The 24538-nt window shown below is 65.1% G+C and carries 22 protein-coding genes; 15 read left to right on the forward strand and 7 right to left on the reverse strand.

Translation table 11 applies throughout. From position 1 onward, the window contains the following. Positions 1–71: 71 nt before the first annotated feature. On the reverse strand, positions 72–833 hold the full coding sequence (locus QH195_RS20270) for an SDR family NAD(P)-dependent oxidoreductase (protein WP_280436622.1): 762 nt from the start codon (positions 831–833) through the stop codon (positions 72–74). Between the two features lie 317 nt (positions 834–1150). Between QH195_RS20270 and QH195_RS20275 the strand changes: the two genes are divergently transcribed. Together QH195_RS20275 and QH195_RS20280 are read left to right on the forward strand one after the other, a co-directional pair. Next, positions 1151–1990 carry a mycofactocin-coupled SDR family oxidoreductase gene (locus QH195_RS20275; protein ID WP_280436586.1) on the forward strand — a complete coding sequence of 280 codons (840 nt, stop codon included), beginning with the start codon at positions 1151–1153 and terminating at the stop codon, positions 1988–1990. 146 nt (positions 1991–2136) lie between these two features. Beyond that, positions 2137–2694: a nuclear transport factor 2 family protein gene (locus QH195_RS20280; RefSeq protein WP_280436587.1), complete on the forward strand. Its 558-nt coding sequence runs from the start codon at positions 2137–2139 to the stop codon at positions 2692–2694. A gap of 74 nt (positions 2695–2768) precedes the next feature. Here the strand turns inward: QH195_RS20280 and QH195_RS20285 are convergent, their stop codons facing one another. The 5 genes from QH195_RS20285 to QH195_RS20305 all read right to left on the reverse strand — a co-directional run bounded on the left by QH195_RS20285 (position 2769) and on the right by QH195_RS20305 (position 8838). Then, positions 2769–3518, reverse strand: a complete 750-nt coding sequence (locus QH195_RS20285; RefSeq protein WP_280436588.1) for an NADPH-dependent F420 reductase — start codon at positions 3516–3518, stop codon at positions 2769–2771. A 37-nt stretch (positions 3519–3555) separates the two neighbouring features. Further along, positions 3556–4512: a zinc-binding dehydrogenase gene (locus QH195_RS20290; RefSeq protein WP_280436589.1), complete on the reverse strand. Its 957-nt coding sequence runs from the start codon at positions 4510–4512 to the stop codon at positions 3556–3558. Positions 4513–4588: 76 nt separating this feature from the next. Beyond that, positions 4589–6181, reverse strand: a complete 1593-nt coding sequence (locus QH195_RS20295; RefSeq protein WP_280436590.1) for a flavin-containing monooxygenase — start codon at positions 6179–6181, stop codon at positions 4589–4591. Between the two features lie 63 nt (positions 6182–6244). Further along, positions 6245–7966 carry a CocE/NonD family hydrolase gene (locus QH195_RS20300; protein ID WP_280436591.1) on the reverse strand — a complete coding sequence of 574 codons (1722 nt, stop codon included), beginning with the start codon at positions 7964–7966 and terminating at the stop codon, positions 6245–6247. A gap of 53 nt (positions 7967–8019) precedes the next feature. Then, positions 8020–8838, reverse strand: a complete 819-nt coding sequence (locus tag QH195_RS20305; RefSeq protein WP_280436592.1) for a mycofactocin-coupled SDR family oxidoreductase — start codon at positions 8836–8838, stop codon at positions 8020–8022. 616 nt (positions 8839–9454) lie between these two features. On the opposite strand from QH195_RS20305, the gene QH195_RS20310 reads away from it, so the two are divergent. From QH195_RS20310 to QH195_RS20340, 7 genes are all read left to right on the forward strand, one after another. Then, positions 9455–10660: an LLM class flavin-dependent oxidoreductase gene (locus QH195_RS20310; protein WP_280436593.1), complete on the forward strand. Its 1206-nt coding sequence runs from the start codon at positions 9455–9457 to the stop codon at positions 10658–10660. A gap of 36 nt (positions 10661–10696) precedes the next feature. Continuing rightward, the gene (locus tag QH195_RS20315; protein WP_280436594.1) at positions 10697–11221 is read left to right on the forward strand and encodes a cupin domain-containing protein; all 525 of its coding nucleotides are present in this window, start codon (positions 10697–10699) and stop codon (positions 11219–11221) included. A 50-nt stretch (positions 11222–11271) separates the two neighbouring features. Continuing rightward, a complete protein-coding gene (locus QH195_RS20320; RefSeq protein ID WP_280436595.1) occupies positions 11272–12222 on the forward strand; it encodes an isocitrate lyase/PEP mutase family protein in 951 nt (316 codons plus the stop codon). 56 nt (positions 12223–12278) lie between these two features. Next, positions 12279–13220, forward strand: coding sequence for an SDR family NAD(P)-dependent oxidoreductase (locus QH195_RS20325; protein ID WP_280436596.1), 942 nt, complete (start codon positions 12279–12281; stop codon positions 13218–13220). Between the two features lie 77 nt (positions 13221–13297). Beyond that, a complete protein-coding gene (locus QH195_RS20330) occupies positions 13298–13822 on the forward strand; it encodes a flavin reductase family protein (protein ID WP_280436597.1) in 525 nt (174 codons plus the stop codon). An 82-nt stretch (positions 13823–13904) separates the two neighbouring features. Continuing rightward, the gene (locus QH195_RS20335) at positions 13905–15257 is read left to right on the forward strand and encodes a bifunctional 3,4-dihydroxy-2-butanone-4-phosphate synthase/GTP cyclohydrolase II (protein WP_280436598.1); all 1353 of its coding nucleotides are present in this window, start codon (positions 13905–13907) and stop codon (positions 15255–15257) included. Positions 15258–15328: 71 nt separating this feature from the next. After that, positions 15329–16960, forward strand: a complete 1632-nt coding sequence (locus QH195_RS20340) for an AMP-binding protein (protein WP_280436599.1) — start codon at positions 15329–15331, stop codon at positions 16958–16960. A gap of 29 nt (positions 16961–16989) precedes the next feature. Here QH195_RS20340 and QH195_RS20345 read toward each other — a convergent pair whose 3' ends face one another. After that, positions 16990–17625, reverse strand: coding sequence for a TetR/AcrR family transcriptional regulator (locus QH195_RS20345; RefSeq protein WP_280436600.1), 636 nt, complete (start codon positions 17623–17625; stop codon positions 16990–16992). 163 nt (positions 17626–17788) lie between these two features. Here QH195_RS20345 and QH195_RS20350 point away from each other — a divergent pair, with 163 nt between their 5' ends. The 6 genes from QH195_RS20350 to QH195_RS20375 all read left to right on the forward strand — a co-directional run bounded on the left by QH195_RS20350 (position 17789) and on the right by QH195_RS20375 (position 24495). Continuing rightward, a complete protein-coding gene (locus QH195_RS20350) occupies positions 17789–18598 on the forward strand; it encodes an enoyl-CoA hydratase/isomerase family protein (RefSeq protein ID WP_280436601.1) in 810 nt (269 codons plus the stop codon). Between the two features lie 226 nt (positions 18599–18824). Continuing rightward, positions 18825–19625 carry an enoyl-CoA hydratase/isomerase family protein gene (locus QH195_RS20355; RefSeq protein ID WP_280436602.1) on the forward strand — a complete coding sequence of 267 codons (801 nt, stop codon included), beginning with the start codon at positions 18825–18827 and terminating at the stop codon, positions 19623–19625. Between the two features lie 32 nt (positions 19626–19657). Then, positions 19658–21259, forward strand: a complete 1602-nt coding sequence (locus tag QH195_RS20360; RefSeq protein WP_280436603.1) for a long-chain-fatty-acid--CoA ligase — start codon at positions 19658–19660, stop codon at positions 21257–21259. Between the two features lie 96 nt (positions 21260–21355). Continuing rightward, a complete protein-coding gene (locus QH195_RS20365) occupies positions 21356–22141 on the forward strand; it encodes an enoyl-CoA hydratase/isomerase family protein (protein ID WP_280436604.1) in 786 nt (261 codons plus the stop codon). Between the two features lie 204 nt (positions 22142–22345). Then, complete coding sequence (locus tag QH195_RS20370; RefSeq protein WP_280436605.1) at positions 22346–23134, forward strand: SDR family NAD(P)-dependent oxidoreductase; 789 nt, start codon at positions 22346–22348, stop codon at positions 23132–23134. Continuing rightward, entirely contained in the window at positions 23131–24495 is a 1365-nt protein-coding gene (locus tag QH195_RS20375; RefSeq protein ID WP_280436606.1) for an MFS transporter, read from the forward strand. Before QH195_RS20370 ends, QH195_RS20375 begins: the two co-directional genes overlap by 4 nt. Positions 24496–24538 lie beyond the last annotated feature (43 nt).

Genomic DNA, 24538 nt, shown 5'->3' on the forward strand with positions numbered 1-24538 from the left:
TCCGCAAGAGCCGGCGATCCGCATTCGACCGCAGACGGCTCCTCATGTCGTGACCTTTTCGCGCCCGAGTGTCAGCGAGGTGCCATCCGGATCGCACCGTCGAGGCGGATGACTTCGCCGTTGAGCATCGGGTTCTCGACGATGTGGCGTACCAGCGCACCGAACTCGGCCGGATCTCCGAGTCGAGACGGATGCGGAACCTGTGCGCCGAGGGATTGTCTGATGTCTTCCGGCAGCGTTTTCAACAGTGGGGTGTCGAATGTGCCGGGAGCTATTGTCGCAACGCGGATCTGGTGTCTCGCGAGTTCCCGGGCGATGGGCAGGGCCATGGAGACGATTCCGCCCTTCGCCGCGGCGTAGGCAGGCTGACCGATCTGCCCGTCGAAAGCCGCGACCGAGGAAGTATTGATGATGACGCCCCGTTCGCCGTCCACGGAATCTGTCGCCGCGATTCGCTCGGCCGCGAGTCTGATGACGTTGAACGTGCCGGAGAGGTTGATCCTGACGATGCGCTCGAAGTCGTCGAGGGGGAGCGGCCCGTTCTTGCCGAGAACCTTTCCGGGGGGACCGATTCCCGCACAGTTCACCACGACGCGCAGAGGACCACGCTCGGACAGGATATCCAGTGCCCGGGTCACGTCCTCGGTGGAAGTCACATCGCCGGGCACGAATGTCACTGCCCCCGCGCGCTCTTCCTGAATTCCGGCCCCGGACGAGGAAGGCAGGTCGAGTACGCCGACATGCGCGCCTGCCCTGGCCAATGCCGCGGTGGTGGCGAGCCCGAGGCCGGACGCACCGCCGGTGACCAGCGCAACCGTGTTGTCCAGTTCCATCGTGAAAATCTCCTGTCGGTCGAGGTGACCCGCCGACGGACAAGATGCCCGGCCGGGCGGCCCCAGGTCACAATACGGACCAAAACCGTCCAAATCAACATCAGTTCGAGATTCGATCTGCCTTCTGGCGGGGCGACTGTCTGCGGAATTGAGAGAAGAGGATCGGTGCACTTCCCAATTTGGACGATATATGTCAGTATGGTGGGGGTCACATCCGGATCGCCCCTCGATGAGGTGAAGCACTCTCGAGGGGCCGTTCCGAGCGGCGGTACGAGGCCGCGCGTTATCACCGGACCCGACAACAGGAGCGCAACGTCATGGGAAAGCTCGAGGGCAAGGTCGCCTTCATCACCGGCGCGGCACGGGGCCAGGGCCGCAGCCATGCGATCCGGCTGGCGCAAGAAGGCGCGGACATCATCGCCGTGGATATCTGCGACAACATTCCGGACAGCCCGTATGAGGGCGCTACCGAGTCCGATCTCGCCGAGACTGTGCAGCACGTCGAAGCGTTGGGCCGGCACATCCTGGCGAGGAAGGTCGACGTCCGTGACTACGACGGGCTGAAGAAAGTGGTCGACGACGGCGCCGCGCAGTTCGGCGGGCTGGACATCGTCTGCGCCAACGCCGGCATCGCCGGGATCACCAGCCGGCCGCAGTCCGTCTGGGAATACGACGGCGCGACATGGCAGACGATGATCGATATCAATCTCACCGGCGTCTGGCACACGGCCAAGGCTGCGGTTCCCCACCTGATTGCCAACAAGGGTGGCTCGATCATTCTCACCAGCTCCGCGGCGGGCGTGAAGGCGTACGCGAATATCGGGCATTACGTCGCGGCCAAGCACGGGGTGATCGGGCTGATGCGCTCGCTCGCGCTGGAACTGGCCCCGCACGGCATCCGTGCGAACGCGGTCAATCCCACGCAGGTGGATACGCCCATGATCCAGAACCAGGCGATGCGCCGCCTGTTCCGGCCCGATCTCGAGCACCCGACGAGGGAAGATTTCGCACCGGCCTCCCAGACGGTGAACGCCCTGCCGATCCCCTGGGTGGACTCGGTGGATGTCAGCAACGCCGTACTCTTCCTGGCTTCCGACGAATCCCGGTACATCACGGGTGTATCGCTGCCTGTCGATGCGGGTGCCCTCATCAAATAGCTGCGAACAGGTCGCGGCGGTAGTGCGCTCGACATTCCGGCGTATCGACCTCGGCCGGTACTGCGCTCCGCCGCGCCTTGTGCGATGACCCTGAAACAGCCGGCCGTGGCCGCATCGGGTGGCCGCACGTGGGAGGAATGGAACAGATGGCACTGACAGACGCACAGCTGATGGAGCTGTACGACAAGCAGGCTCTGCACGACAACCTGATGATGTATGTGCGGGGCGCGGACCGGCACGACCGTGAGCTGATGCGGTCGACGTATTGGCCGGATTCATTCGACGACCACGGTGCCTACGTCGGAGGCGGCCAGGGATGGGCGGATGCGGCGATGACCTGGCACGACAAGATCTACAGCTGCAACCATCATGTCTCGAACGTCCTGTCCGAGATCGAGGGCAACCGGGCGAAGCGGGAGAGCATGTTCGTCTGTGTGGTCCCGTTCAGAGAGCCCGAAGTGACCATGTTCCAGGCCGGCCGTTATCGCGATCTGTGTGAGAAGCGGGACGGTGTGTGGAAGATCCTGCACCGCACGTGTGTCTGGGACTGGATCGATGTCCGGCCGATCGACTCCGATTGGGATATCGTCGATGTGCCACGCGTATCGCACTGGGGCGCTTGGTATCCCGAAGATCCGATCTATCTGGACTGGGTTCAGAGCCCGCCGACCGAGTTCCCGCGACAGCCGGGCCGGCATCCGTAGCCGGATCGATATCGAGTACCCGGGTGAGCAGCGATCGACAACCGCGATCGATATCCGCTCACCCGGGTACGGGTTCACAGGAACAGCGCTCGGTTCAGGCGGACGAGATAGTCGGCACCCGGGTCCCGCGCGCCGCTACCGCTCATCCGTTCCAGGACGGCCTCGAACGCCAGATCCCGGCGCTTCGGCGAACGAGCCGGGTCTGCGGCGGCGAGCGCACCCGGCATCTCCTGGCGGGAAAGGTCCGTGCAGTAACACGGCGTGCCGGGCTGCTGCCGCCACGATTCGGCCAGAACCCCGGCGTCGAACCCGTCGAACCCGGTGTCCTCGACCAGGGCCGAGGCGATCTTTCGGTCGCGTTCGTCGTCGGCGGCAACGGGGATGGCGATCCGATCCGGGCTGCCCGCCGGTTTACCCTTCTTCGCGAACGAATCCGAGCCGATTGCGTTCCATGCCTTGACCACTGGCCGGCCCAGCTGGTCGGCGACCCACAGGCTCTCGGTACGACCGTCCTCGAGGGCATCGATACGCCCATCACGTTGCGGATAGTAGTTCGAGGTGTCGATCACGACTGTGTTCGATCCCGACCGGCCGATGAGCGGGGCGATATCCGGCAGGCGGTTCAGGGGAACGGAGACGATCGCGATATCGACGTCGAGCACCGCGTCCGCCGCGGTCACCGCGCGCCCACCTTGTGCCAGTACGTCGGGCCTGATCGTCTCCGGGCCGCGAGAATTCGCCACCTTCACCTCGTGCCCGGCAGCGCTCAACGTGGCGACCAGGGTTTTTCCGATATGCCCGGTGCCCAGAATGCCGATCTTCATCTATGGTCCTCCTCCTCTTCGGTGCCGAATTCGCCGTTCAGTCCTCGTAGCAGGCGACGAGGCGACCCACGACCCCACCCTGCCGGAGGAGTTCCAGTCCTTCCGGAATGCGATCCGGTGTGATGCGGTGGATCGGTGGCTCGAGTTCGCCGCCGCGCATGAGCTCGTACAACTCGGTGAGGTCCTGCCGGGTGCCCGAGAGGGAGCCGAGGATCTTCAGTTGCTTGAAGATGATCGCCTGGGTGTTCACCGTGGCCTCCGGCCGGCCCAGGCCGACCTGCACCAGGGCCCCGGACTCGGGCAGTGCCTCCACTGCCTGTGCGGTGGTGGTCCCGAAACCGGCGTAGTCCACGATCAGCGGCAAATCCTTGTCCGCGAACTCGCTGATCGATTCGGCTACGCCCGCGAGCCCGATCTCGGCAGCCAGTTCCCTCGTGGCCGGGTTCGTTTCGGCGGCATACACCTCGGCGCCTTTCAGCACGGCGATCCGGGCACCGAGGTAGCCGAGACCGCCGAGGCCGATCACTCCGACCCGCATACCCTCCGTCGCGCCGCCGAGCGCGACCATGGCGTGGTAGGCCGTCAGGCCCGCATCCGTCGCCACCGCTCCCAGCTCGAAGGACAGTTCGGCCGGCAGGCGGACGAGGTTCGCCTCGGTGGCGCGCACTTTGGGTCCGTAGCCGCCGTCCCAGGTGCCGTAGCCGATGGCATCGCCGTCGGGGATCATCGGCGCCAGCCCTACTCGGTCACCGACCTGCCATCGGTCCATCCCGGGGCCGATTTCGCTGATCACGCCGGCGTTCTCGTGCCCGAGTGTCATCGGCAGCCGCGGGAACGACGCCATCCATTCCGGCTCGTGTAGTGCCCCCATATCGGAGGCGCACAACCCGGCGGCCTTGACATCGACGATGACCTCGCCCGGGCCCGCGCGTGGTGTTTCCACCTCTTCCAGGGTCAGGGGCCGGCCGGTGCCGTGAAATCGCCAAGATTTCATGGGGTTTACGTCCTTTCTGGGGATCGATGGACGAACGGTGAAGAGCGGCGCCGGCCGGGGTCGAGCGGCGAAATTCTCAGGAGAGTGCGAATCCGGCGAAATCGTCGGCTGCGACTTTGTCGCATTCGGCAACGTAGCGGTCGAGTCCCGCGACATAGGGCATGAAAACCCTGCTGCCGTCATCGCGATTGACGTGCACCATATAGTTTTCGACGTTGAGCCGGAGCAGGTTGGACGCGGCCTCCGCCACGTGTGCGGTCCACTCGTCCTGTGCCTTTTCCTCGGGTTCGACCTTCGTGTGACCCCGTTCGCCCATATGCCGCAGCAGATCGGCGACGAAGTCGACATGCTGGACGTTGTCCAGGATCATATTGGCCAGCACCGAGGGACTTCCGGGTCCGGTGAGCAGGAACAGATTCGGGAACCCGCGTGTCATCAGCCCGAGCAGAGTGCGCGGCCCGCGAGCCCACCTGTCGGTCGGTCGCTCGCCGAATTCGTTGCGGATATTGGCCTCGTCGAGGGCTCCGGTGAACGCGCTGAAGCCCAGAGCGAACACGATCAGATCGAATTCCAGATCGTGATCGCGAGTCCGTATTCCCTGCGGGGTGATCCGTTCGATGGGGTCGGCCTTGACATCGATCAGATCCACATTGCTCTGATTGAAAGCCTCGTAGTAACCGGTATCCACGCACAGGCGCCGAGAGCCGATGGGATACGAGCGCGGCGTCAGTATGTCGGCGGTTACGGGATCGCGCACGGTATCGAGCACATGCTGCCGCACGAAATCGGCCACGATAGTGTTCGCGTGGATATCGGTGCCCTGATCGCTGAAAACGGCATTCATCGTGTGCCCGCCGCGGGCCCAGCGCTCCCGCAGCAGCGCCTGCTGTTCCTCCGGGGTGAAGGAGCCGGCCGGACCGGCACCGAGGGGGATATCCGAGCCGGTCGGATGGTGCAGGATCGCCTCCCGCATCTCGGCGACCCGGCCGGCGAGGTCGGCGTACTTCTGCTGATCGAGCGGACCGTTCTGGGCGGGCACCGAGTAGTTCGCGGTACGTTGGAACACCGTGACGTTCTCGGCGTCACGCGCCAGCGCGGGTACCGCCTGGACGCCCGAGGACCCGGTGCCGATGACGGCGATACGTTTGCCCGCGGTCTCGACATGGTCGGTCGGCCAGTGCGAGGTCTGGACCCAGCGGCCGCGGTAGTCCTCGAGTCCGGGGAAAGCCGGTGTGCGGGCTTTGGAGAGCTGGCCCGACGCCATGATCAGGTAGCGTCCGGTGACCGATTCGCCACTGCTGGTGGTGACGCTATAGCGGTGCGCCGCCGGCTCCCACCGAGCGCCGGTGACCCAGGTCGAGAATCGGATATGCGGACGGACGCCCCAGGTGTCGGCGGCGAAATTCAGATACGCCAGGATTTCGGGCTGCGCCGGATAGCGTTCCTTCCACGACCACCGCGGATACAGTTCCTCGTCCGGGAAGCAGTAGAAGTAGCTTTCGATATCGACGCGCGCTCCGGGATAGCGATTGTGGTACCAGACCCCGCCCACCTCGGGCGCACCCTCGAACGCGATGACCCGCAACCCCTCCTGGGTCAGTTTGTGCACCGCGTAGATACCGCCCGCACCGGCACCGACCACAACAGCGTCATAGTCCACCGAATTCATAACCGAACCTTTCTCAGGTCGAAATGCATCATTACAAGCCTTTGTCGTGACGGGCAGGACCCATCACGCCGATCGCCGGACAACCGGAAGCACGAGCCTCGACAGCCGGGTGTCGTCGTGCCACACGGTGTTGGTGGCAACCACCAGGTCCTCACGGCGGGCATCCGCGACCGGGATCGCCGCATTGGGATTGCGGTCGTACTTCGGGAAATTGCTGCTGGAGATGTCCAGCCGCAGCCGATGCCCGGCGCCGAACATGTACGCGGTGGCGACGAGGTCGATGTCGATTTCGTAGACCGCACCGGGTTCCAGGAATTCCGGCCGAGTCGTCGATGTCCGGTAGCGGCACCGCAGAATGCCGTCGCAGACGAGTTCGGCCCGGCCGTCCGGGTGGACGTCGACCAGCGTCGCGGTGAAGTCGGTGTCGGCCGCGCTCGACGAGATGTACAGTTTCGCCCGGACCGGGCCGGTCACCTCGAGTGATCGGTCGAGCGGCGCGCTCGTGTAACACAACACGTCACGACGGGACTCGGTGCGTGTCTGGTCCCGGGGGCCGGCGTTGGCGCCGATGAACAGCCCGGGCAGAAATGTCGCGCCGCCACAGGTCGTGACCGGGTCGGCGGGGTCGTAGACGAAGCTGTCGGAGGCCGCCGCCGAGCCGGTCGTGGTGGACAGCGTGCCGTCGCCGCCGCTGGTTCGGGCATCGGTCGTGCTGCCGAGGAAGTAGTCGACGTATTCGGTGTCCGGCAGGGGCCAGTCCGGCTCGTCGCGCCAGATATCGGGTCCCATGACGAAAATTCGCACCGGGCTGGGCGGAACTGTCGAGGTAGAGCCCGCCAGGTGCTCCTTGAACCACGCCAGTTGGACCCCGGTGATATCGGCCGCGTCCGCCCCCGCCTGCACCCCGAAGGACCGCTCGGGGAACACACCGCTGGTTGCTCCGTGGGCCCACGGGCCGATGATCAACCGCTGGCGCCGGGCGTCCGGCCGGTCCGAGCGTGCGCGCAGGGCGAGATAGTTGTCGATCGTGCCGCCCAGGAACAGGTCGTGCCATCCGCCGATGTTCAGCACCGGGATGTCCGGAACAGCCGCCGACAAGTGCTCCCAGTAACCGTCGCGGTCCGGGTGGTCCAGCCACTGCGTGAGGTACGGCGCGATGGCGGTCAGCGTGGGGTGATCGCGCACCGGCAGCGTGCGGAACACGTCGTCCATGTTGTCGAGCATTCGCCGCAGATCGGCGAGACGATTCTCCTCGACCGAGGGGTTACGGAGCAGCTCCCCGAGGCCGAGTGCCGAAGTGACCCACTGCAAGGCGAATCCCAGGCGGAACGCACCCCCCTGGTACAGCCAGCTGTCGTAGTAGTCACGAGAGGTGACAGCGGCCGATATGGTGGCCAGGGCCGGTGGCCGCTCGGCCGCCGCCAGCCATTGCGTCGCGCCGGTGTAGGAGCTGCCGAACATGCCCACCGAGCCGGTCGACCACGCCTGGCCGGCCGCCCACGCGATGGTGTCCGCGCCGTCGGTCCGTTCGTCGGCGAACGGACGAAAGGTCCCGTCACTCTGATAGCGGCCACGGGTGTCCTGGACGACGACCGCGAACCCTTCCCGTGCCGCGCGCAGCACATCCACCCAGCCGCTGATCATCCCGTAGCTTTCCTTGTTGTACGGAATGCGTTCGAGCAGAGTCGGGAACGGCCCGCCGGTGGCCGGACGGTAGACATCGGTGGCGAGTTCCACGCCGTCGCGCATCGCGACCCTGAGGTTCTTCTCGACGACTAGGTCCATGGTGTCGGCCGAGTCCCTTCCAGCTTGTTCGTTTCCTGTGGTCGGTCACCACGTCAGAACGCCGTGACGCCACCGTCGACGGCCAAGGAAAGCGCTGAGGTCCAGGTGGATTCATCGGACAGCAGGTAGACGACGGCATGGGAGATCTCGGCCGGGTCCATCATGCTGTCCGGGTGGAAATGGGCGTAGGTGCCCAACAGGGCTTCGTTGCCGGCGGCGATCTCACCGAAGAGGGGCGCGATATACCGCGACATCTCGGTGTCGACCGGGCCGGGATGCACGGTGTTGACCCGGATCCGGTGCTTGCCCAGCTCGGCGGCGAGGGTCTTGCCCATCCCGGTCACAGCGAACTTCGAGGCGGTGTAGGGGAGATTGAACGGACCCCCTTTGAGCCCGTTGCCCGACGAAACGAGAACGATCGATCCGCCGTTCCCGGCGTCGACCAGTACCGGCGCGGTCGCCTGCACGGTGTTCCACACTCCGAAGAGATTGACGTCGATGACATCGCGGAATTCCTGCTCGCTGAACTTGTCCCAGGGCTTGAAGATTTCGATGCCCGCGTTGGCGACCACACCGTCGAGCCGGCCGAGCTCGGCCACGCCGGCGCTGACGACCTGCCGGAGCCGCTCGAGGTCGCGGACATCGGCTTGCTCGGCGACGATCCGCCGGCCGAGCGCCTCGACGAGACGGACCGTTTCCTGGAGGTCCTCCGCTGTGGCACCGCTGTACTGGACGACGGTGGGGATCGACGCGCAGATATCGACCGCGATGATGTCCGCGCCCTCTTCGGCAAGGCGGACGGCATGGGCACGGCCCTGACCGCGCGCCGCACCGGTGATGAAGACGACTTTGCCTTCCATACGTCCCGCCATTGCTGATGCTCCATTCTGAGAGAGAAACCGAGGCGGCGTCCTGCTGCCGCAACCGGAAATGAGTGCTCGCCGCCCGGCGATGACCGGGTATGGGGCGAGCACTCGGCGAGCACAGTCGCTCAGCCATGTGACGCCGACCATACTGACATGTTCCGTCCAAATTGGAAAGGGAGGCGGCCCGTCGCCCGGCGGGGCTACCACTCGATGCTGCTGCGAGCCTGCGTGCGTCGGCCATATGGAGTCCCGCCAGAAGCTTTGTATCTCGCGCCAGCGGGCGGCGAAGGGCCGTACTTGACGCACTTTCTCACCTTGTTGGCGTCGAATACCGTGCCGGTGTGGCGGCGGCCGCTCCTAACCTGAACACAGCGAATGTGAGCTGAGACACCGACGCACCGGCCCGGAAGAAGATCGACGGACGGAGTGCATCGGCACCGCCCAGGCGCTCGGCTACGAGCCAGTAGACGTGCGATATGACTCGCCGTGCACCGAGCGCCAAACGAGCGGGCGGACTCGCCGGCATTCAGCCCTGTGTCGCGACGGCGAACGCGTATCGCGCAATCCGACCCACCACGGGTGCTTTCCGGCGCCCGGAATCACGAAGATCTGGAGAAACTCGATGAGTACCCCCGAACTGATCAAGAGCGATGTACCGCGTGAATTCGTCGCCGATCACACAGTGGAACGAAATCAGCGGCCCATGATCGACGGACCGAACAAGTTCAAGTTCGCGATCTTCGGGGCAAATGTCTCCACCGGTCAGGGCGGCCTGACACTCGCCGAGAACACGATCAAACTCGGTAATTGGGACGAGGTCCGCGGTCTCGCCGAAAAAGCAGACACCTACGGCGTGGAAGGGTTCATTCCGATCGCTCGCTGGCAGGGGCTTTCCGGGCCGGACCGGCCCTGGGGCCGGCAGCACGAGACCTTCACCTGGGCGGCGGGACTGGCGGCGGCCACGCGGAACATCCAGATCTTCGCCACCTGTCACGTCCCGTTCGTCCATCCGCTCATGGCGGCGAAAATGAGCGCGACGGTCGATCACATCAGTGGCGGCCGGATGGGGTTGAATGCCGTCGCCGGCTACCACCAGCCGGAGTACAAGATGTTCGGTCTCGAACTCCCGGAGCACGACAAGCGCTACGAGATGGCCGAAGAGTGGATGACGATCGTCGAGCGACTCTGGGCCGACGAGGGCGAGGAATTCGAATTCGACTTCGACGGTGAGTTCTTCAAGCTGGGTGGTGCGCAGGCCTATCCCAAGCCCGTGCAATCACCCGGACCCATGGTGATGAGTGCCGGCGCGAGCCCGGCGGGCCAGAAATTCGCGTTCCAGCACGCGAACATCCTGTTCATCATGGTCACCGATGTGAACAACAGCAAACCGGTCACGCAGAAAGTCCGGGCGAACGCCGACCAGGCGGGCCGGCCGGACCTCGATCTCTGGGCGGGTGTGCACATCATCTGCAAAGACACCGAGAAAGAGGCCCAGGACTACGTGAAATACGTCGTCGACGAAAAGGGCGACTGGGAAAGCGCCGTGCGGTATCAGCAGATCATCGCCTCGGGTGATGCCCGCAGTATGCGCTGGGACGATTTCAAACGTAATGAGGACTTCAAGCAGGACGAATCCATCCGCACCTTCATGCGGGCCGGCCTGGTTCCGCTGGTGGGCACGCCGGAGATGATCGTCGAAGGGCTCCAGAAGCTGTCCGATGCGGGTATCGCGGGTGTCTGCACCGGGCTCGTCGACTACGACGAGGGCCTGGACCGGCTCAACGAGCAGATTTTCCCGCTGATGCGCAGTGCCGGACTTCGTGCCTGACAACGGCTCGGATCCTTTACAAAGGAGTGAAGGTAGATGACTTTTCCGGATCCCAAACAATTCCGCCTGATAGTCGCGGGAACCACCGACTCGGGCGAAGCGGATTTTCTCGAGGTCGGCGGCCCTGCCGAGATAAGTATGCCGGGTATCGCCGAGGGGGCCTTCTACTGGGCTGTCGAAGGCGGACACAGTAAAGAGAACATCGGACGGCCGCCCAGCCGCGTTCAACTGGCCGGGCCGAATGGCTCGACCTTCGGGGTGAGCAGTTTCCCGGCACGTTCGGCCGGAAACGAACTGGATCCCGAACAGCTCGACCCGAGTATGGCCGGTACCGGTGACGACGGCGATCCCAATATGCACGCGAGCGACACCATCGATTACGAAGTGGTGATCTCGGGAAAAGTGGACCTCGAGCTCCCCGGTGGAAAAGTGCGAACCCTCGGACCGGGTGACCTCCTCGTCATGGGCGGCGTACCGCACGCCTGGAAGAACCCGTACGACGAGGACTGCGTCTACATCGTGGTGACGATCGGCTACAACGATTCGAAGGCCGGCGCATAGCGACCGCAACCCAGAAATTCGAACAAGGCAATCAGGATGAAGGAGTAATCATGGGTCCGAGTTCGCCGGGTGCGGCGCTGCGCGAGATATTCCAGCGGCCCGAGACCGTGGTCGTACCGTTCGGATCGCTGCCGATCCACGCTCAGATGGCCCAGCACGCGGGCTTCGAGGCCTTCGAACTCTCGGGTGGGATGTCGGCATGGTGGGCCGAGGGCGCCTCCGATGTCGGCTGGTTGACGTTGACCGAGGTGGTGGCGCACGCGAAACGCGTCGCGCGAAGCACCGATATTCCCGTATATTGCGATGCCGATACGGGTTTCGGCGCCCCCATCAATGTCCAGCGCACTGTCGCGGAGTTCATCGATGCCGGCGTGGCGGGAATCCATATCGAGGATCAGCGGGAGCCCAAGAAGTCCGGTGGGACGACCGGAATCGAACTCGTATCCGATGCGGAGGCGATCGGGCGGCTCAATGCGGCGGTCGACGCCCGGGATCGTTTGGATGCCGACTTCGTGATCGTCGCGCGCACCGACGGATTCGGTGCGGCCGGCGGCAGTGTCGACGAGGCGATCCGCCGCGCACAGCTCTACCGCGCGGAGACCGGGGTCGATGTCATTTTCTTCGAAGGCTTCCATACCTGGGAGCAGGCCGAGCTGGCGCTGAAAGAAACACCCGGTTCCAACTATGTGATGGGTGCCGATCTCATCGGGCGTCGTCCGCTCGCCGAGCTGACCGCGGTGGGTCAATCGATCGAGGCAGTGCCGTTCGTCCTGCCCGGGGTCCACGAGGTGTGGCGATTGCTCCTCGATATCAAGGAAGCCGGCGACGCCACCCCCTTCGCGGCATATGTGGAGAAAATGAACGAGGCGAAAGGCACTGCCTACGACTTCGGATGGGGTGCTCGCCTCGGACGGCCGTCGCCGGAATACGTGCAGAGCACGGAGGAAAGATATCTTCCGCCGGAAGCCCGACGCGATTACGTCAATACTCCCAATGCCTAGCGGTCGAATTCATCGACCCGCGCTGATAATCCACAAACTCTACAAAGGTGTATGAAATGACTGGACAGAGCGAACTCGACTTCGGCGGTCGAGTGGCCATTGTTACCGGAGCAGGGCAGGGAATGGGACGCGAGCACGCCATCATGCTCGCCTCTCGCGGTGCCCGAGTCGTGGCGAACGATATCGCCACAGCTCGTGCCGAGGAAACGGTGCAGGTAATTACCGAGGCAGGCGGGACGGCAGTCCCCGACAGCCACGATATCGTCACCGAAGCGGCGGGCCTGGTGCAGACGGCGATCGACAGTTTCGGGCGCCTCGATATCGTCGTCAACAATGCCGGTATCAACGCGTACGGCCGCTTCTGGGAAATGGACAGCGATCTGTGGTGGCGAGTTTTCGACACCAGTTTCCGCGGTGTCGTCGAGGTCGCGCGCCACGCGATGCCGCACCTCATCGAATCCGGAAGCGGACGGCTGATCAACATCTCTTCGAACGGGTTGATGGGCATCCCCAACGACACGTCCTATGGAGCGGCCAAAGCGGCGGTCTGGGGGCTGGGCAATTCTCTCGTCGGCGAGGCCCGTGAGGTCGGCGTACAGGTCACCACGCTGCTGCCGGTTGCCTGGACACCGATGACAGAAGACGCGTTCGGCAACGGCAGCCCGGTCATCCAGAAGCTCATGCGCGAGCAGTTCCCGGCGGATGCCGTCGCGGCTTTTGTCACCTGGCTTGCGCACCAGGACACCACTGTGCACGGCGAAGCGTTCGAGGTCGGTGGCCTGGCGGCCGCCAGAACTGTCATCACCGCGATGCCGCGGATCAAGGCCGCCGAAACCACCCCCGAAGCCTGGGCGGACAAGGCGTCGGAGCTCACGGCGGACGGTGATCTCACGCCGCTGTTCAACGCGAGCCAGTCACTCCGCGCGCAGATGGTTTTCCTGGCGCCGGAGATGGAGTCCGAAATCCCCGCGGACGCGGCAGATGTGTCCGGCAACTGAGTAGCCGGACCGAGCAATCGGTCCACGGTTCGGAGCGCGCTGGTGCCGTGCTTCGAACCGGGGCAGGAAGAGAACTGATGAGTCAGACCAAAGTGCGTGGTTTCGGCGGCGACCCGACGGTCGTGCGGAACGCTTTTGCGCAATTCCCTTCTGGTGTAGCGGTTCTCGCGGCCGATGTAGCCGGTGGCAAGCATGCGCTGGTCGCCTCGTCGTTCATGGTCGGAGTATCGCTGGAACCCTGCCTCGGCGCGGTCGCGGTACAGAAGTCGTCCGAGACATGGGGTGTGCTCGAGAAGGCCGGCTCCCTCGGAGTGTCGATCCTGGGCAAGGGGCAGAGCGATCTGACCCGCAAGCTCGCGAGTAAAGATCGCGCTTCCCGTTTCGGGCAGGTCGCGATCGAAGTCGGGGAAGCGGGTGCGGTGTTCATCGAAGACGCCGCGCTGTGGCTCGAATGCTCGATCCACGAGGTCACCGAGGCAGGCGATCACTGGATGGTCCTGCTCGAGGTGAACAAGCTCGGCATCGGCGAGAACGAGCCGCTCATCTGGCACGGCGCGAAGTTCCGCGAACTGGTCGACGCTCGGACGATCGACGTCGAGTAGCCGAGGTGATCAGCGAGGTGCGTGCCCGCGGGCGACACCGCTGTACGGCCCGGTGCGGGCACGAGAGTATGGAGCACACGACGTGACAAGGTTCGACGATATCGAGCGCGCGGTCGCCGACATCGCCGCCGGTAAACCGGTGGTGGTGGTCGACGACGAGGATCGGGAGAACGAGGGCGACCTGATCTTCGCCGCCGAGAAGGCGACGCCCGAACTGGTGGCGTTCATGGTCCGCCATACGTCGGGATATCTGTGCGTACCGCTGGCCGGCGAGGACTGCGACCGGCTCGCCCTACCGCCGATGTATGCCGTCAACCAGGACAAACACGGTACCGCGTACACGGTGACCGTCGATGCCCGTGCGGGCATCGGAACCGGTATCTCCGCCGCCGACCGGGCCGCGACCATGCGCCTGCTCGCCGACCCCACCGCCGGTGCCGGCGATTTCACCCGGCCCGGCCACGTGGTGCCGCTGCGCGCGAAGGACGGTGGTGTCCTGCGCCGGCCCGGCCATACGGAGGCCGCCGTCGACCTCGCGCGGATGGCCGGCCTCCGCCCCGCGGGCGTGATCTGCGAGATCGTGAGCCGGCAGAACGAAGGCGCGATGGCGCAGACCGGCGAGCTCCGGGACTTCGCCGACGAACACGGCCTCGCCCTGATCTCGATCGCCGACCTCATCGCGTGGCGCCGGAGGCACGAGAAGCAGGTGGTCCGCATCGCCGACGCGCGGATACCGACTGCGCACGGCACGTTCCGGGCAGTCGGCTACCGGAGCATTTACGACGAGGTCGAGCATGTCGCCCTCGTATGCGGAGATATCGCCGGGCCGGAGGGCGACGGTAGCGATGTCCTCGTCCGGGTGCACTCCGAATGCCTGACCGGTGATGTGTTCGGATCGCTGCGCTGTGACTGCGGGCCCCAGCTCGACGCAGCCCTCGAAATGATCGCGAGCGAAGGGCGGGGTGTCGTGCTGTACATGCGTGGTCATGAAGGCCGCGGTATCGGCCTGCTGCACAAGCTGCAGGCATATCAGCTGCAGGACGCGGGATCGGACACGGTCGACGCGAACCTCCAGCTCGGGTTGCCCGCCGACTCCCGCGACTACGGTATCGGCGCGCAGATCCTCGTCGACCTGGGGATATCCACCATGCGGTTGCTGACGAACAATCCCGCCAAGCGGGTCGGTCTCGACGGCCACGGACTGCGCGTCACCGAACGTGTCCCGATGCCGCTGCGTGCCAATGCCGAGAACCTCGCCTACCTGCGGACCAAACGCGACCGTATGGGCCACGATCTCGCCGGCCTCGACGACTACGAAACCGCACACGCCACACCACCGCCCGGCCATCGCCAACCGATCGAACCTCCGGGCCTGTCGAGCGGACCGGACACACAGGTTCGAGTGCTGATCAGAGCCGACCACGGATTCGGCTGATCCACTCCGCAAAGCCATGTGTGTTTGTACCCGACTCGATTTTCGAGAACGAACATTTATCAGGAGAGCTAGTGAGTCCCGAAATAGTGCGGACGGCCGAGGCATACCCGGATATGGTTGCCGAGATCGCGGCCGAGTCGCCGGAAGCAATCTGTCTGGAAGAGGTCGACGGCCCGGTCAGGACCTATGCCGAGGTCCACGCGAACGCGCGGAGATGGCGCCGGGCGCTGGCCGGTCTCGGGGTGGCCGCGGGTGACACCGTCCTGACCTTTGTGGCGTCCTCGGTGGCGTCGGTCGAGTTGTGGTGCGGAGTGGCCTACGCCCGCGCGATCGAAGCGTCGGCCAACCCCGCCTATCGGGGCGCACTTCTCGATCACATCGTCGGAGATACCCGGGCTCGGGTCGCGGTCGTCGACCACCGGTATTTTCCGGCCGTTCGAGAGGCGCTGATCAAGGCGCCGAATATCGAGCAGGTCGTTGTCATCGGCGGCGACGACGATCTCCGATCCGATAATTCGACCGCTATTGTCCGGGCAGACGACATTCTGGCCGCGCTGGGCGATTCCGCGGAGAGCGCGCCCGAGGGGCGGATACCGGGACATACGCCGGCCTGCATCCTCTACACCTCGGGTACGACGGGGTTGTCGAAGGGGGTCGTCGTGCCATTCGCACAGCTGAAAGAGGCGGCGGCCGGAGTCTTCCCGCCGACCGTCCTCGGCCACGAGGATGCCATCTACCTACCCTTTTCACCGTCGCACATCACCTATCGCGCCAACCTGATATCTGTGGCGCGAGTGCGTGGACGGGCGGTGCTCCGCGAGCGCTTTTCCACCGATGCATTCTGGGCCGATATCGAGAAGTATCAATGCACCGCGACGCTGCTCCTCGGCGCGATGGCGAACTTCATCTACCAGAGCGATATCCGGCCCGAATCGACGCCGCTGCGACGAGTGCAGATGATTCCCGTGATTCCGGAGGTGGAGGACTTCAAGAAGCGGCACGACGTACTGGTGACCACCCAGTGGGGCATGACCGAAGTATGCGCACCCATTGTCGCGATCGACTACGACGTCAGCATTCCGCAGAGTTGCGGTCGCCTGCGCGACGGGTTCGAAGCAAGAATCGTCGACGAATTCGATCGTGAGGTGCCCGACGGTGAACTCGGCGAGCTCGTCCTGCGTCCGCGCGAACCGTGGCATTTCGCCTCCGGCTACTGGGCCAACCCGGAGGCGACGGTCGCCGCCTGGCGCAACCTGTGGTTCCACACAGGTGACCAGTTCCGCCGTGACGAGCAGGGCAACTACTACCTGGTGGATCGTCTCAAGGATTCGTTGCGCCGCCGCGGTGAGAACATTTCCTCGGTCGAGGTCGAGGCGGCCGTGCTCCAGCATCCCGACGTACTGGAATGCGCGGTGGTGGGGGTCGACTCGGAGTGGGGTGAGCAGGAAGTGATGGCCTTCGTGGTCCCGAAACAGTCGCGCCATCTGGACGAGGCCGCATTGGACGAATTCCTGTCCGGCCGGCTGGCCGAGTTCATGCGGCCACGCTTCATCGAGATTGTCGACCTGCTACCGAAGACGGCGACCGAGCGGGTCCGCAAGGCCGAGCTCCGTGAACGTGGCCGGGGTGCCCGCACCTGGGCCCGCCCGGAACGTGCCCGATCCGCGCCGGCCCGGACGTCCGAGGGCGGTGCGTGCCGATGATCTCGGCGCCGGACCGCCCCGGCGGCACGTCAGGTGTCGTCGCCGGGGGAGTCCTGCGCGGAAGGATGCCGATAGCCCACCCCGCGCAGCACCGTGTCCACGAGCTGCGTCAGGTAGGCCTCCGTGTGCGCGACCTCGGCCAGGCCCGGAGGCGTGCTACGGACGTGCGTGGTGATGGCGCCCGCGACGAGATCGGCGATGAGTGTGGGCGTGATGCCGGGGTCGATCTCACCCCGCCGGACCGCGCGCCGGACCAGAGCCCGGGTCGACCGGATGTAATCCGGATAGTCCAGCTCGCCGACGACCGCGGCCAGCTCCTCGTTGGAATGCCGGTCCATGATCAGCCGGCTGACCATCGTGCCCTCGATGCTCTGAACGAAGGCCATCCACTGTCTGGCGAACTCCCGCAGGTCCAGCTCGAGGTTTCCGAGATTGATGTTGCCGACCGAGGGCGCGGCCGAACGCACGGCATCGACCAGCAGTGCGGCCTTGTTGGGCCAGCGCAGATACAACGAGCCCTTGCCGACACCCGCGCGCCGCGCGACCTCGTCGACGGTGAATCCGCTCCAGCCGCGCTCGCCGTATACCGACCTGGCGGCGTCCAGTACCCGGTCATCGAGATCGGGTTCACGCGGTCGGCCGACCGTGCGCGGAGTAGACGTCATGGCTTTTACCATACCGCTCCTCGCGGCGTCGCCGAAGCGATCTCGTCCGGCCGCGGGAGATGCACAGCAAATTACCGAGCGATTCCGTCCAGAATGTACCGCGCCGTCGCGGGCCGGTGGGACGTAATGAGTGCGCGGAATCCGTCTGCCGAGAGGAAGTCCTATGGCGAAATCGAATGAACCGGAGACCGCCCCGCTCGTGGTCGAGCAGGCCGGTGGGGTCCGGACCTTGACCATGAACAGGCCCGCGGTGAAAAACGCGCTGGATTCCGCCCAGTGGCGGCGCCTGGCCGCGGCGCTCGACGACGCGGAGCACGATACGAGTGTGCGCGCGGTGGTCCTGACGGGTGCGCACGGGGTGTTCTCGTCCGGCGGCCAGCTGGGGGCCGACGGCCCGCACCATCCGCTGGACCGCATGCGGATCATTTCGGCCGCAGCGGTTGCCCTGCACGAGTTTCCGAAGCCGACGATCGCGAAGGTGCCGGGCCCGGCGATCGGCGGTGGCTGGAACCTCGCACTGTGCTGCGACCTCGTGATCTGTTCGAGCAACGCGACATTCGCGCAGGTGTTTCCGCGGCGTGGGTTGTCGATCGATGTCGGTGGGTCCTGGTTGCTGCCTCGTCTCATCGGGATGCAGAAGGCAAAACTGCTGACGATGACGGGCGATGTCCTCGGCGCGGCGGAGGTGGAACGGCTGGGACTGGCTACCCAGGTGGTCGAGCCCGAGGATCTCGATGCTGTCGTGGACTCGCTCGCCGGTCGGCTGGCGGCCGGTCCGCCGGCCGCACTGTCCTTGACGAAGTCTCTCCTGCACCGTGCGGCCGGCGCCGACTTCGCAAGCAGCCTCGAGGCCGAAGCGGTGGCGCAGGCCGTGAATTTCGCCGGCGAGGACATCGACAACGGCTTCCGGGCTTTCAAAGCCAGGACGGCGCCGACCTTCACGGGTCGCTGGCGCTTCGACCGGGTCGAGTAGAGCTCGCCGACCTCGGTGATCAAGGCCGGGACCACCTTCTTCCTATTTTGGACTATATGTGTCAGTATGATCGGAGTCACGTTGATGGATAACAGTTCTCAGGCGGTGATCGCCCTCCGAGGGCGCGTTCGTCGCGAGCCGGCCGCCCGGATCGCGCTGGAACGGACCGACGTGGCTCCTGGTCTCGATGTGGCTGTGGCGATCAATCCCGAAGGAGTAGCTGCCAATGTATGAGCGGTATCAGACGATGAAGTTCGATCTGTCGAGCAGCGGTGTGCTGACGGTGACGTTCCTGCGTGCCGACAAGCTGAATGCGATAGATGCCGATTTCCATCGTGAATTGTCCACAGTGTTCGCCGATATCGGCATGGATCGCCGGGTGCGGGCAGTGGTCCTCACCGGTGCGGGCCGGGCGTTCTGCGCCGGGGGTGATCTCGAGTGGATCGCGGGGGAGACCCCGGTGACCAGGGAGACCACGTTCTTCGAAGCCAAGAAGATCGTCGACGATCTGTTGAACCTCCCGCAGCCGGTGATCTCGGCCGTCAACGGTGCCGCAGCCGGCTACGGCTTCACGATGGCGTTGATGAGCGATTTCAGCATCGTGGCCGAGGATGCACGATTGTCCGACCCGCATGTGGTGATCGGTCTTGTCGCCGGTGACGGCGGGGCCATGATGTGGCCGATTCTCGTGGGTATGGCGCGCGCCAAGCGGTTCCTGCTCACCGGGGATCCGGTGGTCGGACGGGTAGCCGCGGAGTGGGGGCTGGTCACCGAGTCGTGCCCGGTGGACGAGGTGCTGCCGCGGGCCATGGATTGGGCCGAGCGGATGGCGGCCTCGCCGCATGTCGCGGTGCAGGGCACCAAGAAGGCGCTCAATGCCATCCTGCACATGTTGTCCAGCGTGACACTGGATCTGGGGTTCCAGGCCGAGCGCGTCTCCGCCGTGTCCGAGGATCATCAGCGTCTGGTCGGCGCGGCGCTCGAAGCCCGTGATCGCCGGCGCGCGGCGGCTGCGGCCCGGCAGTGACACCGCCCGAACCGGCGCCGACGCCGGGCCTCATGATGGACGTCGACCTGAACGTCGCGTTGCTGCTGCGGCGGATGCGCGCCATCCATCACGGAGCAATGGTGTACTCGCGGTCGGCGAGCCACCCGGACGGTCCTTCGCGGTCGGCCACCTTCGCCGAGGTCCTGGATCGATCGGAGCGCCTCGCCGCGGCATTGGCGCAGCTGGGAATCCGGCCGGGAGATCGGGTCGGCAGCCTGGCCTGGAACACCCGGGAGCACCTCGAGACCTATTACGCGGTCATCGGGATGGGTGCGGTGCTGCACACGGCGAACCCGAGGTTGCACGAGGACCAGTTGGTGTACACGATCAACCACGCGCGGGACACCGTACTGATCGTGGAGTCCGATTTCCGGGAGCGGATCGCCGGTCTGCGGCGCCGGCTACCGCTACTCGAGCATGTGGTGGTCATCGGCGCCGCCGGCGGTGATCTCGGTGCCGGTGAACTCGATTTCGAGGCATTGATCGCGCAGGCGGATCGGCCGCTCGCGCCGGTCGACGTCGACGAGCGGACTGCCGCAGCCCTCTGCTACACCTCCGGTACGACGGGGGATCCCAAGGGAGTTCTGTACTCCCACCGGTCGATCGTCCTGCACGCCCTGTCCATGGCAGGTCGTGACGTCTTCCGGATCGGTGAGGAAGACGTCGTTCTCGGCCTGGTTCCACTGTTCCATGCCATGGGGTGGGGTCTGCCCTTCCTCTGCGGTCTCACCGGCGCCGATATGGTCCTGCCCGGGCCGAACCTGCAACCCGAGGCGGTTGCCGAATTGATCTCCGAGCATCGCGTGACCTGGGCGGGTGGCGTTCCCACGGTGTGGATGGACCTGCTGCGAGTCATCCGGGAGCGGCAATCGGGCCCCGTACCGATCGACCTGTCGAGCCTGCGCACCGTCGTCGGTGGCGGGACCGCGGTTCCCGAGTCCCTCATGCGCGCCTACGGCACCCTCGGAATCGATTTCGTCCAGGGCTGGGGTATGACCGAAGTCTTCCCGGGAGCCACCATGGTGACGCCGGCAGCGATGACCGACACCGATGAGGGGTGGCGGTCGCGCACCTCGGCCGGCCGGATCTCGCCGCTCTACGAAATGCGCCTCGTCGCCGGCGACGGTACGGAGTTGCCCAGAGACGGGATCACCGTGGGCGAACTGGAGATCCGCGGGCCGATGGTGGCCGGCGCCTATCTGGGAGCCGGCGTCGGCGCGGACACATTCCACGGCGGCTGGCTGCGGACCGGGGATGTCGGGACCATCGACCCGAAAGGGTGGGTGCGGATCACCGATCGGCTCAAGGACGCGATCAAATCCGGGGGCGAGTGGATCAGCTCCTTGGACCTGGAATCGGCGCTGATGGCGCACCCGTCGGTTCGTGAGGCGGCCGTCGTCGGGCGTCCGGACGACCGCTGGGGCGAGCGCCCCGCCGCGTTCGTCGTGACAGACGGCGCGGTCGGCATCGACGAACTTCGCGAACACCTGTCGGGGCGCGTGGCGAAATGGTGGATCCCGGACGATTTCCGGGTGATCGAAAATATTCCGCGGACCAGTACCGGCAAGTTCGACAAGAAGCTGCTCAGAGAGTTATTCGGCAATCTCGTCTGAAGCCGCAGCGCTCAATTCTGAAGCTCGACAACCAGCTGCCCCCGATATTTTCCGGGCAGAGATTTCTACTCGGCAACCTCAAAGGAGATGGTTTCCATGACCGTACTGGACGACTACCGTGACAAGTATCCGCACTGCGAATTCACCCGGGACGAGAACGGAATTCTGGAGTTACGGCTCCATTCCGACGGCGGCCCCTTCCAGATCGGGATGCATACCCATCGAGAATTGACGCGTGCATTCCGTGACGTCGCGCTCGATCGCGGTAATCGAGTCGTGCTCATCACCGGCACCGGTGTGGAATTCATGGGACCGCGCGCCGATGCCGAGGGCGGCCAGATCATGACCGTGATCCCCTCCTTCTCGGAGGAATACGCGGTGTGGGAACAGGACGCCTGGACCGACCAGCGTGAACTGGTCAACGCGATCCTGGATATCCAGGTACCGGTGGTCGCCGCGGTCAACGGCCCGGTTGCGCGGCACTGCGAGATCCCCCTGTTCTCCGACGTCATCATCGCCGCCGATACCGCTTCGTTCGAAGATTCGGCGCATTTCGAGTTGGAAGATATCGCGCCGGGCGACGGATCCCAGATCTGGATGACCATGCTCCTCGGCATCAACCGGGCCCGTGCCTACATGCTCACCGGTGAAACGATCACCGCGGACGAGGCGCTGCGCTGGGGCCTCGTCAAAGAGGTTCTTCCCCCGGACCAGGTGCTCGACCGCGCCCGGGAGATCGCGGGCCGGATCGCCGAGAAATCGGATACGACGTTGCGGTTCACCCGTGCCCTCATCGTCCAGCCCCTCAAGAAACAGGTCCTCGAAATGCTCGGCATGGGACTCGCCTACGAGGCTTTCGGCGCACTCGGTAAGCACGCCTGATATCCGACGACCGACACCGGCGGGTCACGCCGATCTCGGGCCACGCGCCGGATGCCGCATATCCGGAACCCCACAGGATGGCTCGAGAAACGCGTAACCCGCCCCTCGGTCGAGCGGAGGCGTACGGGCCTCCAGCTCTCCGATGCGTGCGCGCGGAAATTTCCGTGGAGAAACGCACCGACCGACCTCAGGAGATATTTCCTCATGAACGACATCACTTCGACAGCGGTCCGCAGTGTGGATCCGCTGTTCGATATCGCCGGCAAGGTCGCGATTGTCACCGGAGCGAGTTCTGGTCTCGGCCGGCAATTCGCTACTGCGATGGCACAACGGGGTGCTTATGTCGTCGCTGTGGCGCGGCGAAAAGACCCGCTCCTCGCGCTGGTCGACCAGTTTCCCGAGCACATCCTTGCCGTATCGGCGGATGTCACGAAAGACGACGAGATCCGCGATGTCATCGACCGCACCGTGGAATGGCGCGGCGCCATCGATATCGTCGTCAACAATGCCGGTATCACCTCGATCCAACCGGCCGAAGACGAAGACCCGGAAACCTTCGGCAAAGTGATAGACGTCAACCTGATCGCGCTCTACCGTCTCTGTCACCTCGCCGGTCGCCGGATGCTGGAACAGGGCCGGGGCACAATTATCAATATCGCGTCCATCAACGGCCTGGTCGCCAGCTGGTCGATTCCGGAGGCCGGCTACTGCGCCAGCAAGGGTGCGGTGATCAGCCTGACGCGCGAACTGGCGGCGCAATGGGCGGATCGCGGTATCCGGGTCAATGCCCTGGCGCCCGGGTATTTCCGCAGCGAGCTGACCGAGGAGCTGTTCACCAGCAGCGCCGGTGAACGCCGGTTCCGGCGTATGCCGATGCGGCGCGGCGGCCGGGAAGACGAACTCAACGGCGCCCTGGTGTTCCTCGCCAGCGAGGCGTCGTCCTATATGACTGGGCAGACGCTCGTCATCGATGGCGGTTGGACGACAGTGTGACGACCGAGAAGACGGGCAACGAGCCCGGTGCGCCCCGAGCGGAACTGCCGGAAACTCCCACCGGGCACGACGCCGGGACCGATATCAGCCCATCAATGCTCCGTCGCGCGGTGATCGCGAGCTGTGCGGGTTCCTTCGTCGAGTACTACGACTTCGCCGTGTACGCCGCCCTGACCCCCGCCATCGCGAGCACCTTCTTCTCCGCGACGGACCGGGTGAGCGGGCTGCTGAGCACACTGGGCATCTTCGCCCTCGCATTCGTCGCACGGCCGCTGGGTGGGCTGGTCTGGGGTCGATTCGGCGACAAGATCGGACGGCAGACCACCTTGGTCTCGGTCATCCTTTTGATGTCGGTCAGCACAGCCGCCATCGGATTGCTTCCGAGCTACGAAACGATCGGCGTGCTGGCACCGCTGCTGCTCGTGATTCTGCGTATCCTCCAGGGTGTTTCGGCGGGCGGTGAACTTCCGGGTGCGACGATCTTCGTCGCCGAATCCGCACCGAATCACCGGCGTGGCTACTTCGTGAGCTGGATCGGGGTGTCGATCACCTGCGCGACCCTGGCCGGTCTGCTCACCGCCGCGCTGCTCGCGGCGCTCATGACCACCGAATCGCTGAACAGCTGGGGCTGGCGTATTCCGTTCCTGCTCGCCCTGCCACTCGGCCTGGTGGGGCTCTACATCCGGGTGAAGCTCGACGAATCCCCCGCGTTCGAACTCGCGCGGAAAGCCGAGGCCACTTTCCGAAGCCCACTTCCCGAGGTGCTCGGAAAGGCCTCCATGTACCGCCGGATGGCGGTGACCGGGCTGCTCGGTGCCGGTGCCTTTCTCGGTTACTACATCATGATGATCTACATGCCGACGCTGTTGACCAGCGAGCTCGGCTTCGACTCCGGCGACGGTCTCCTGGCGATCTGCGCCGGCGGCGCGGCCATCGTCGTCCTGGGACCGCCGATGGGCATACTGTCCGACAGGTACGGTCGCCGGCGCGTCCTCGTCTCCGCCGCGGTGGGCTTGATCGTCTTCACATACCCGAGTTTCCTGCTGCTCGACACCGGTAACTTCCTCGCGGCCGTGGGCGCGCTGATATTGCTCGCGATACCGGTCTCTGCCGGACAAGCCGTATACGTCACCGCCGCGCTGGAGCGTTTCCCCACCAGCATCAGATACACGGCGTTCGGCATCAGCTACAACGTCTTCGGGCTGATCGGCGGTACCGCGGCATACGTCTCGACATTCCTCGTCGCGCAGACGGGGACCACCTACGCTCCTGCCTTCTACCTGATGGCTGTTGCCGTGGTGGTGCTGTTGACGACGTTGCGGGTCCCGGAGACCGCGAGCCGACCCCTCGAATCGGCATAAGAGACGGTCCGGCGCTCCGTCGGCAACCAGTTATCGCCGGTAT

This window comes from Nocardia carnea, from assembly GCF_029868855.1.
GTDB lineage: Bacteria > Actinomycetota > Actinomycetes > Mycobacteriales > Mycobacteriaceae > Nocardia > Nocardia carnea_A.

Excerpts from the sequence above, each read along its gene's own strand:
- QH195_RS20270 (WP_280436622.1), bottom strand. The coding sequence starts at position 833 with ATGGAACTGGACAACACGGTTGCGCTGGTCACCGGCGGTGCGTCCGGC.
- QH195_RS20275 (WP_280436586.1), top strand. The coding sequence starts at position 1,151 with ATGGGAAAGCTCGAGGGCAAGGTCGCCTTCATCACCGGCGCGGCACGG.
- QH195_RS20280 (WP_280436587.1), top strand. The coding sequence starts at position 2,137 with ATGGCACTGACAGACGCACAGCTGATGGAGCTGTACGACAAGCAGGCT.
- QH195_RS20285 (WP_280436588.1), bottom strand. The coding sequence starts at position 3,518 with ATGAAGATCGGCATTCTGGGCACCGGGCATATCGGAAAAACCCTGGTC.
- QH195_RS20290 (WP_280436589.1), bottom strand. The coding sequence starts at position 4,512 with ATGAAATCTTGGCGATTTCACGGCACCGGCCGGCCCCTGACCCTGGAA.
- QH195_RS20295 (WP_280436590.1), bottom strand. The coding sequence starts at position 6,181 with ATGAATTCGGTGGACTATGACGCTGTTGTGGTCGGTGCCGGTGCGGGC.
- QH195_RS20300 (WP_280436591.1), bottom strand. The coding sequence starts at position 7,966 with ATGGACCTAGTCGTCGAGAAGAACCTCAGGGTCGCGATGCGCGACGGC.
- QH195_RS20305 (WP_280436592.1), bottom strand. The coding sequence starts at position 8,838 with ATGGCGGGACGTATGGAAGGCAAAGTCGTCTTCATCACCGGTGCGGCG.
- QH195_RS20310 (WP_280436593.1), top strand. The coding sequence starts at position 9,455 with ATGAGTACCCCCGAACTGATCAAGAGCGATGTACCGCGTGAATTCGTC.
- QH195_RS20315 (WP_280436594.1), top strand. The coding sequence starts at position 10,697 with ATGACTTTTCCGGATCCCAAACAATTCCGCCTGATAGTCGCGGGAACC.
- QH195_RS20320 (WP_280436595.1), top strand. The coding sequence starts at position 11,272 with ATGGGTCCGAGTTCGCCGGGTGCGGCGCTGCGCGAGATATTCCAGCGG.
- QH195_RS20325 (WP_280436596.1), top strand. The coding sequence starts at position 12,279 with ATGACTGGACAGAGCGAACTCGACTTCGGCGGTCGAGTGGCCATTGTT.
- QH195_RS20330 (WP_280436597.1), top strand. The coding sequence starts at position 13,298 with ATGAGTCAGACCAAAGTGCGTGGTTTCGGCGGCGACCCGACGGTCGTG.
- QH195_RS20345 (WP_280436600.1), bottom strand. The coding sequence starts at position 17,625 with ATGACGTCTACTCCGCGCACGGTCGGCCGACCGCGTGAACCCGATCTC.
- QH195_RS20350 (WP_280436601.1), top strand. The coding sequence starts at position 17,789 with ATGGCGAAATCGAATGAACCGGAGACCGCCCCGCTCGTGGTCGAGCAG.
- QH195_RS20355 (WP_280436602.1), top strand. The coding sequence starts at position 18,825 with ATGTATGAGCGGTATCAGACGATGAAGTTCGATCTGTCGAGCAGCGGT.
- QH195_RS20360 (WP_280436603.1), top strand. The coding sequence starts at position 19,658 with ATGATGGACGTCGACCTGAACGTCGCGTTGCTGCTGCGGCGGATGCGC.
- QH195_RS20365 (WP_280436604.1), top strand. The coding sequence starts at position 21,356 with ATGACCGTACTGGACGACTACCGTGACAAGTATCCGCACTGCGAATTC.
- QH195_RS20370 (WP_280436605.1), top strand. The coding sequence starts at position 22,346 with ATGAACGACATCACTTCGACAGCGGTCCGCAGTGTGGATCCGCTGTTC.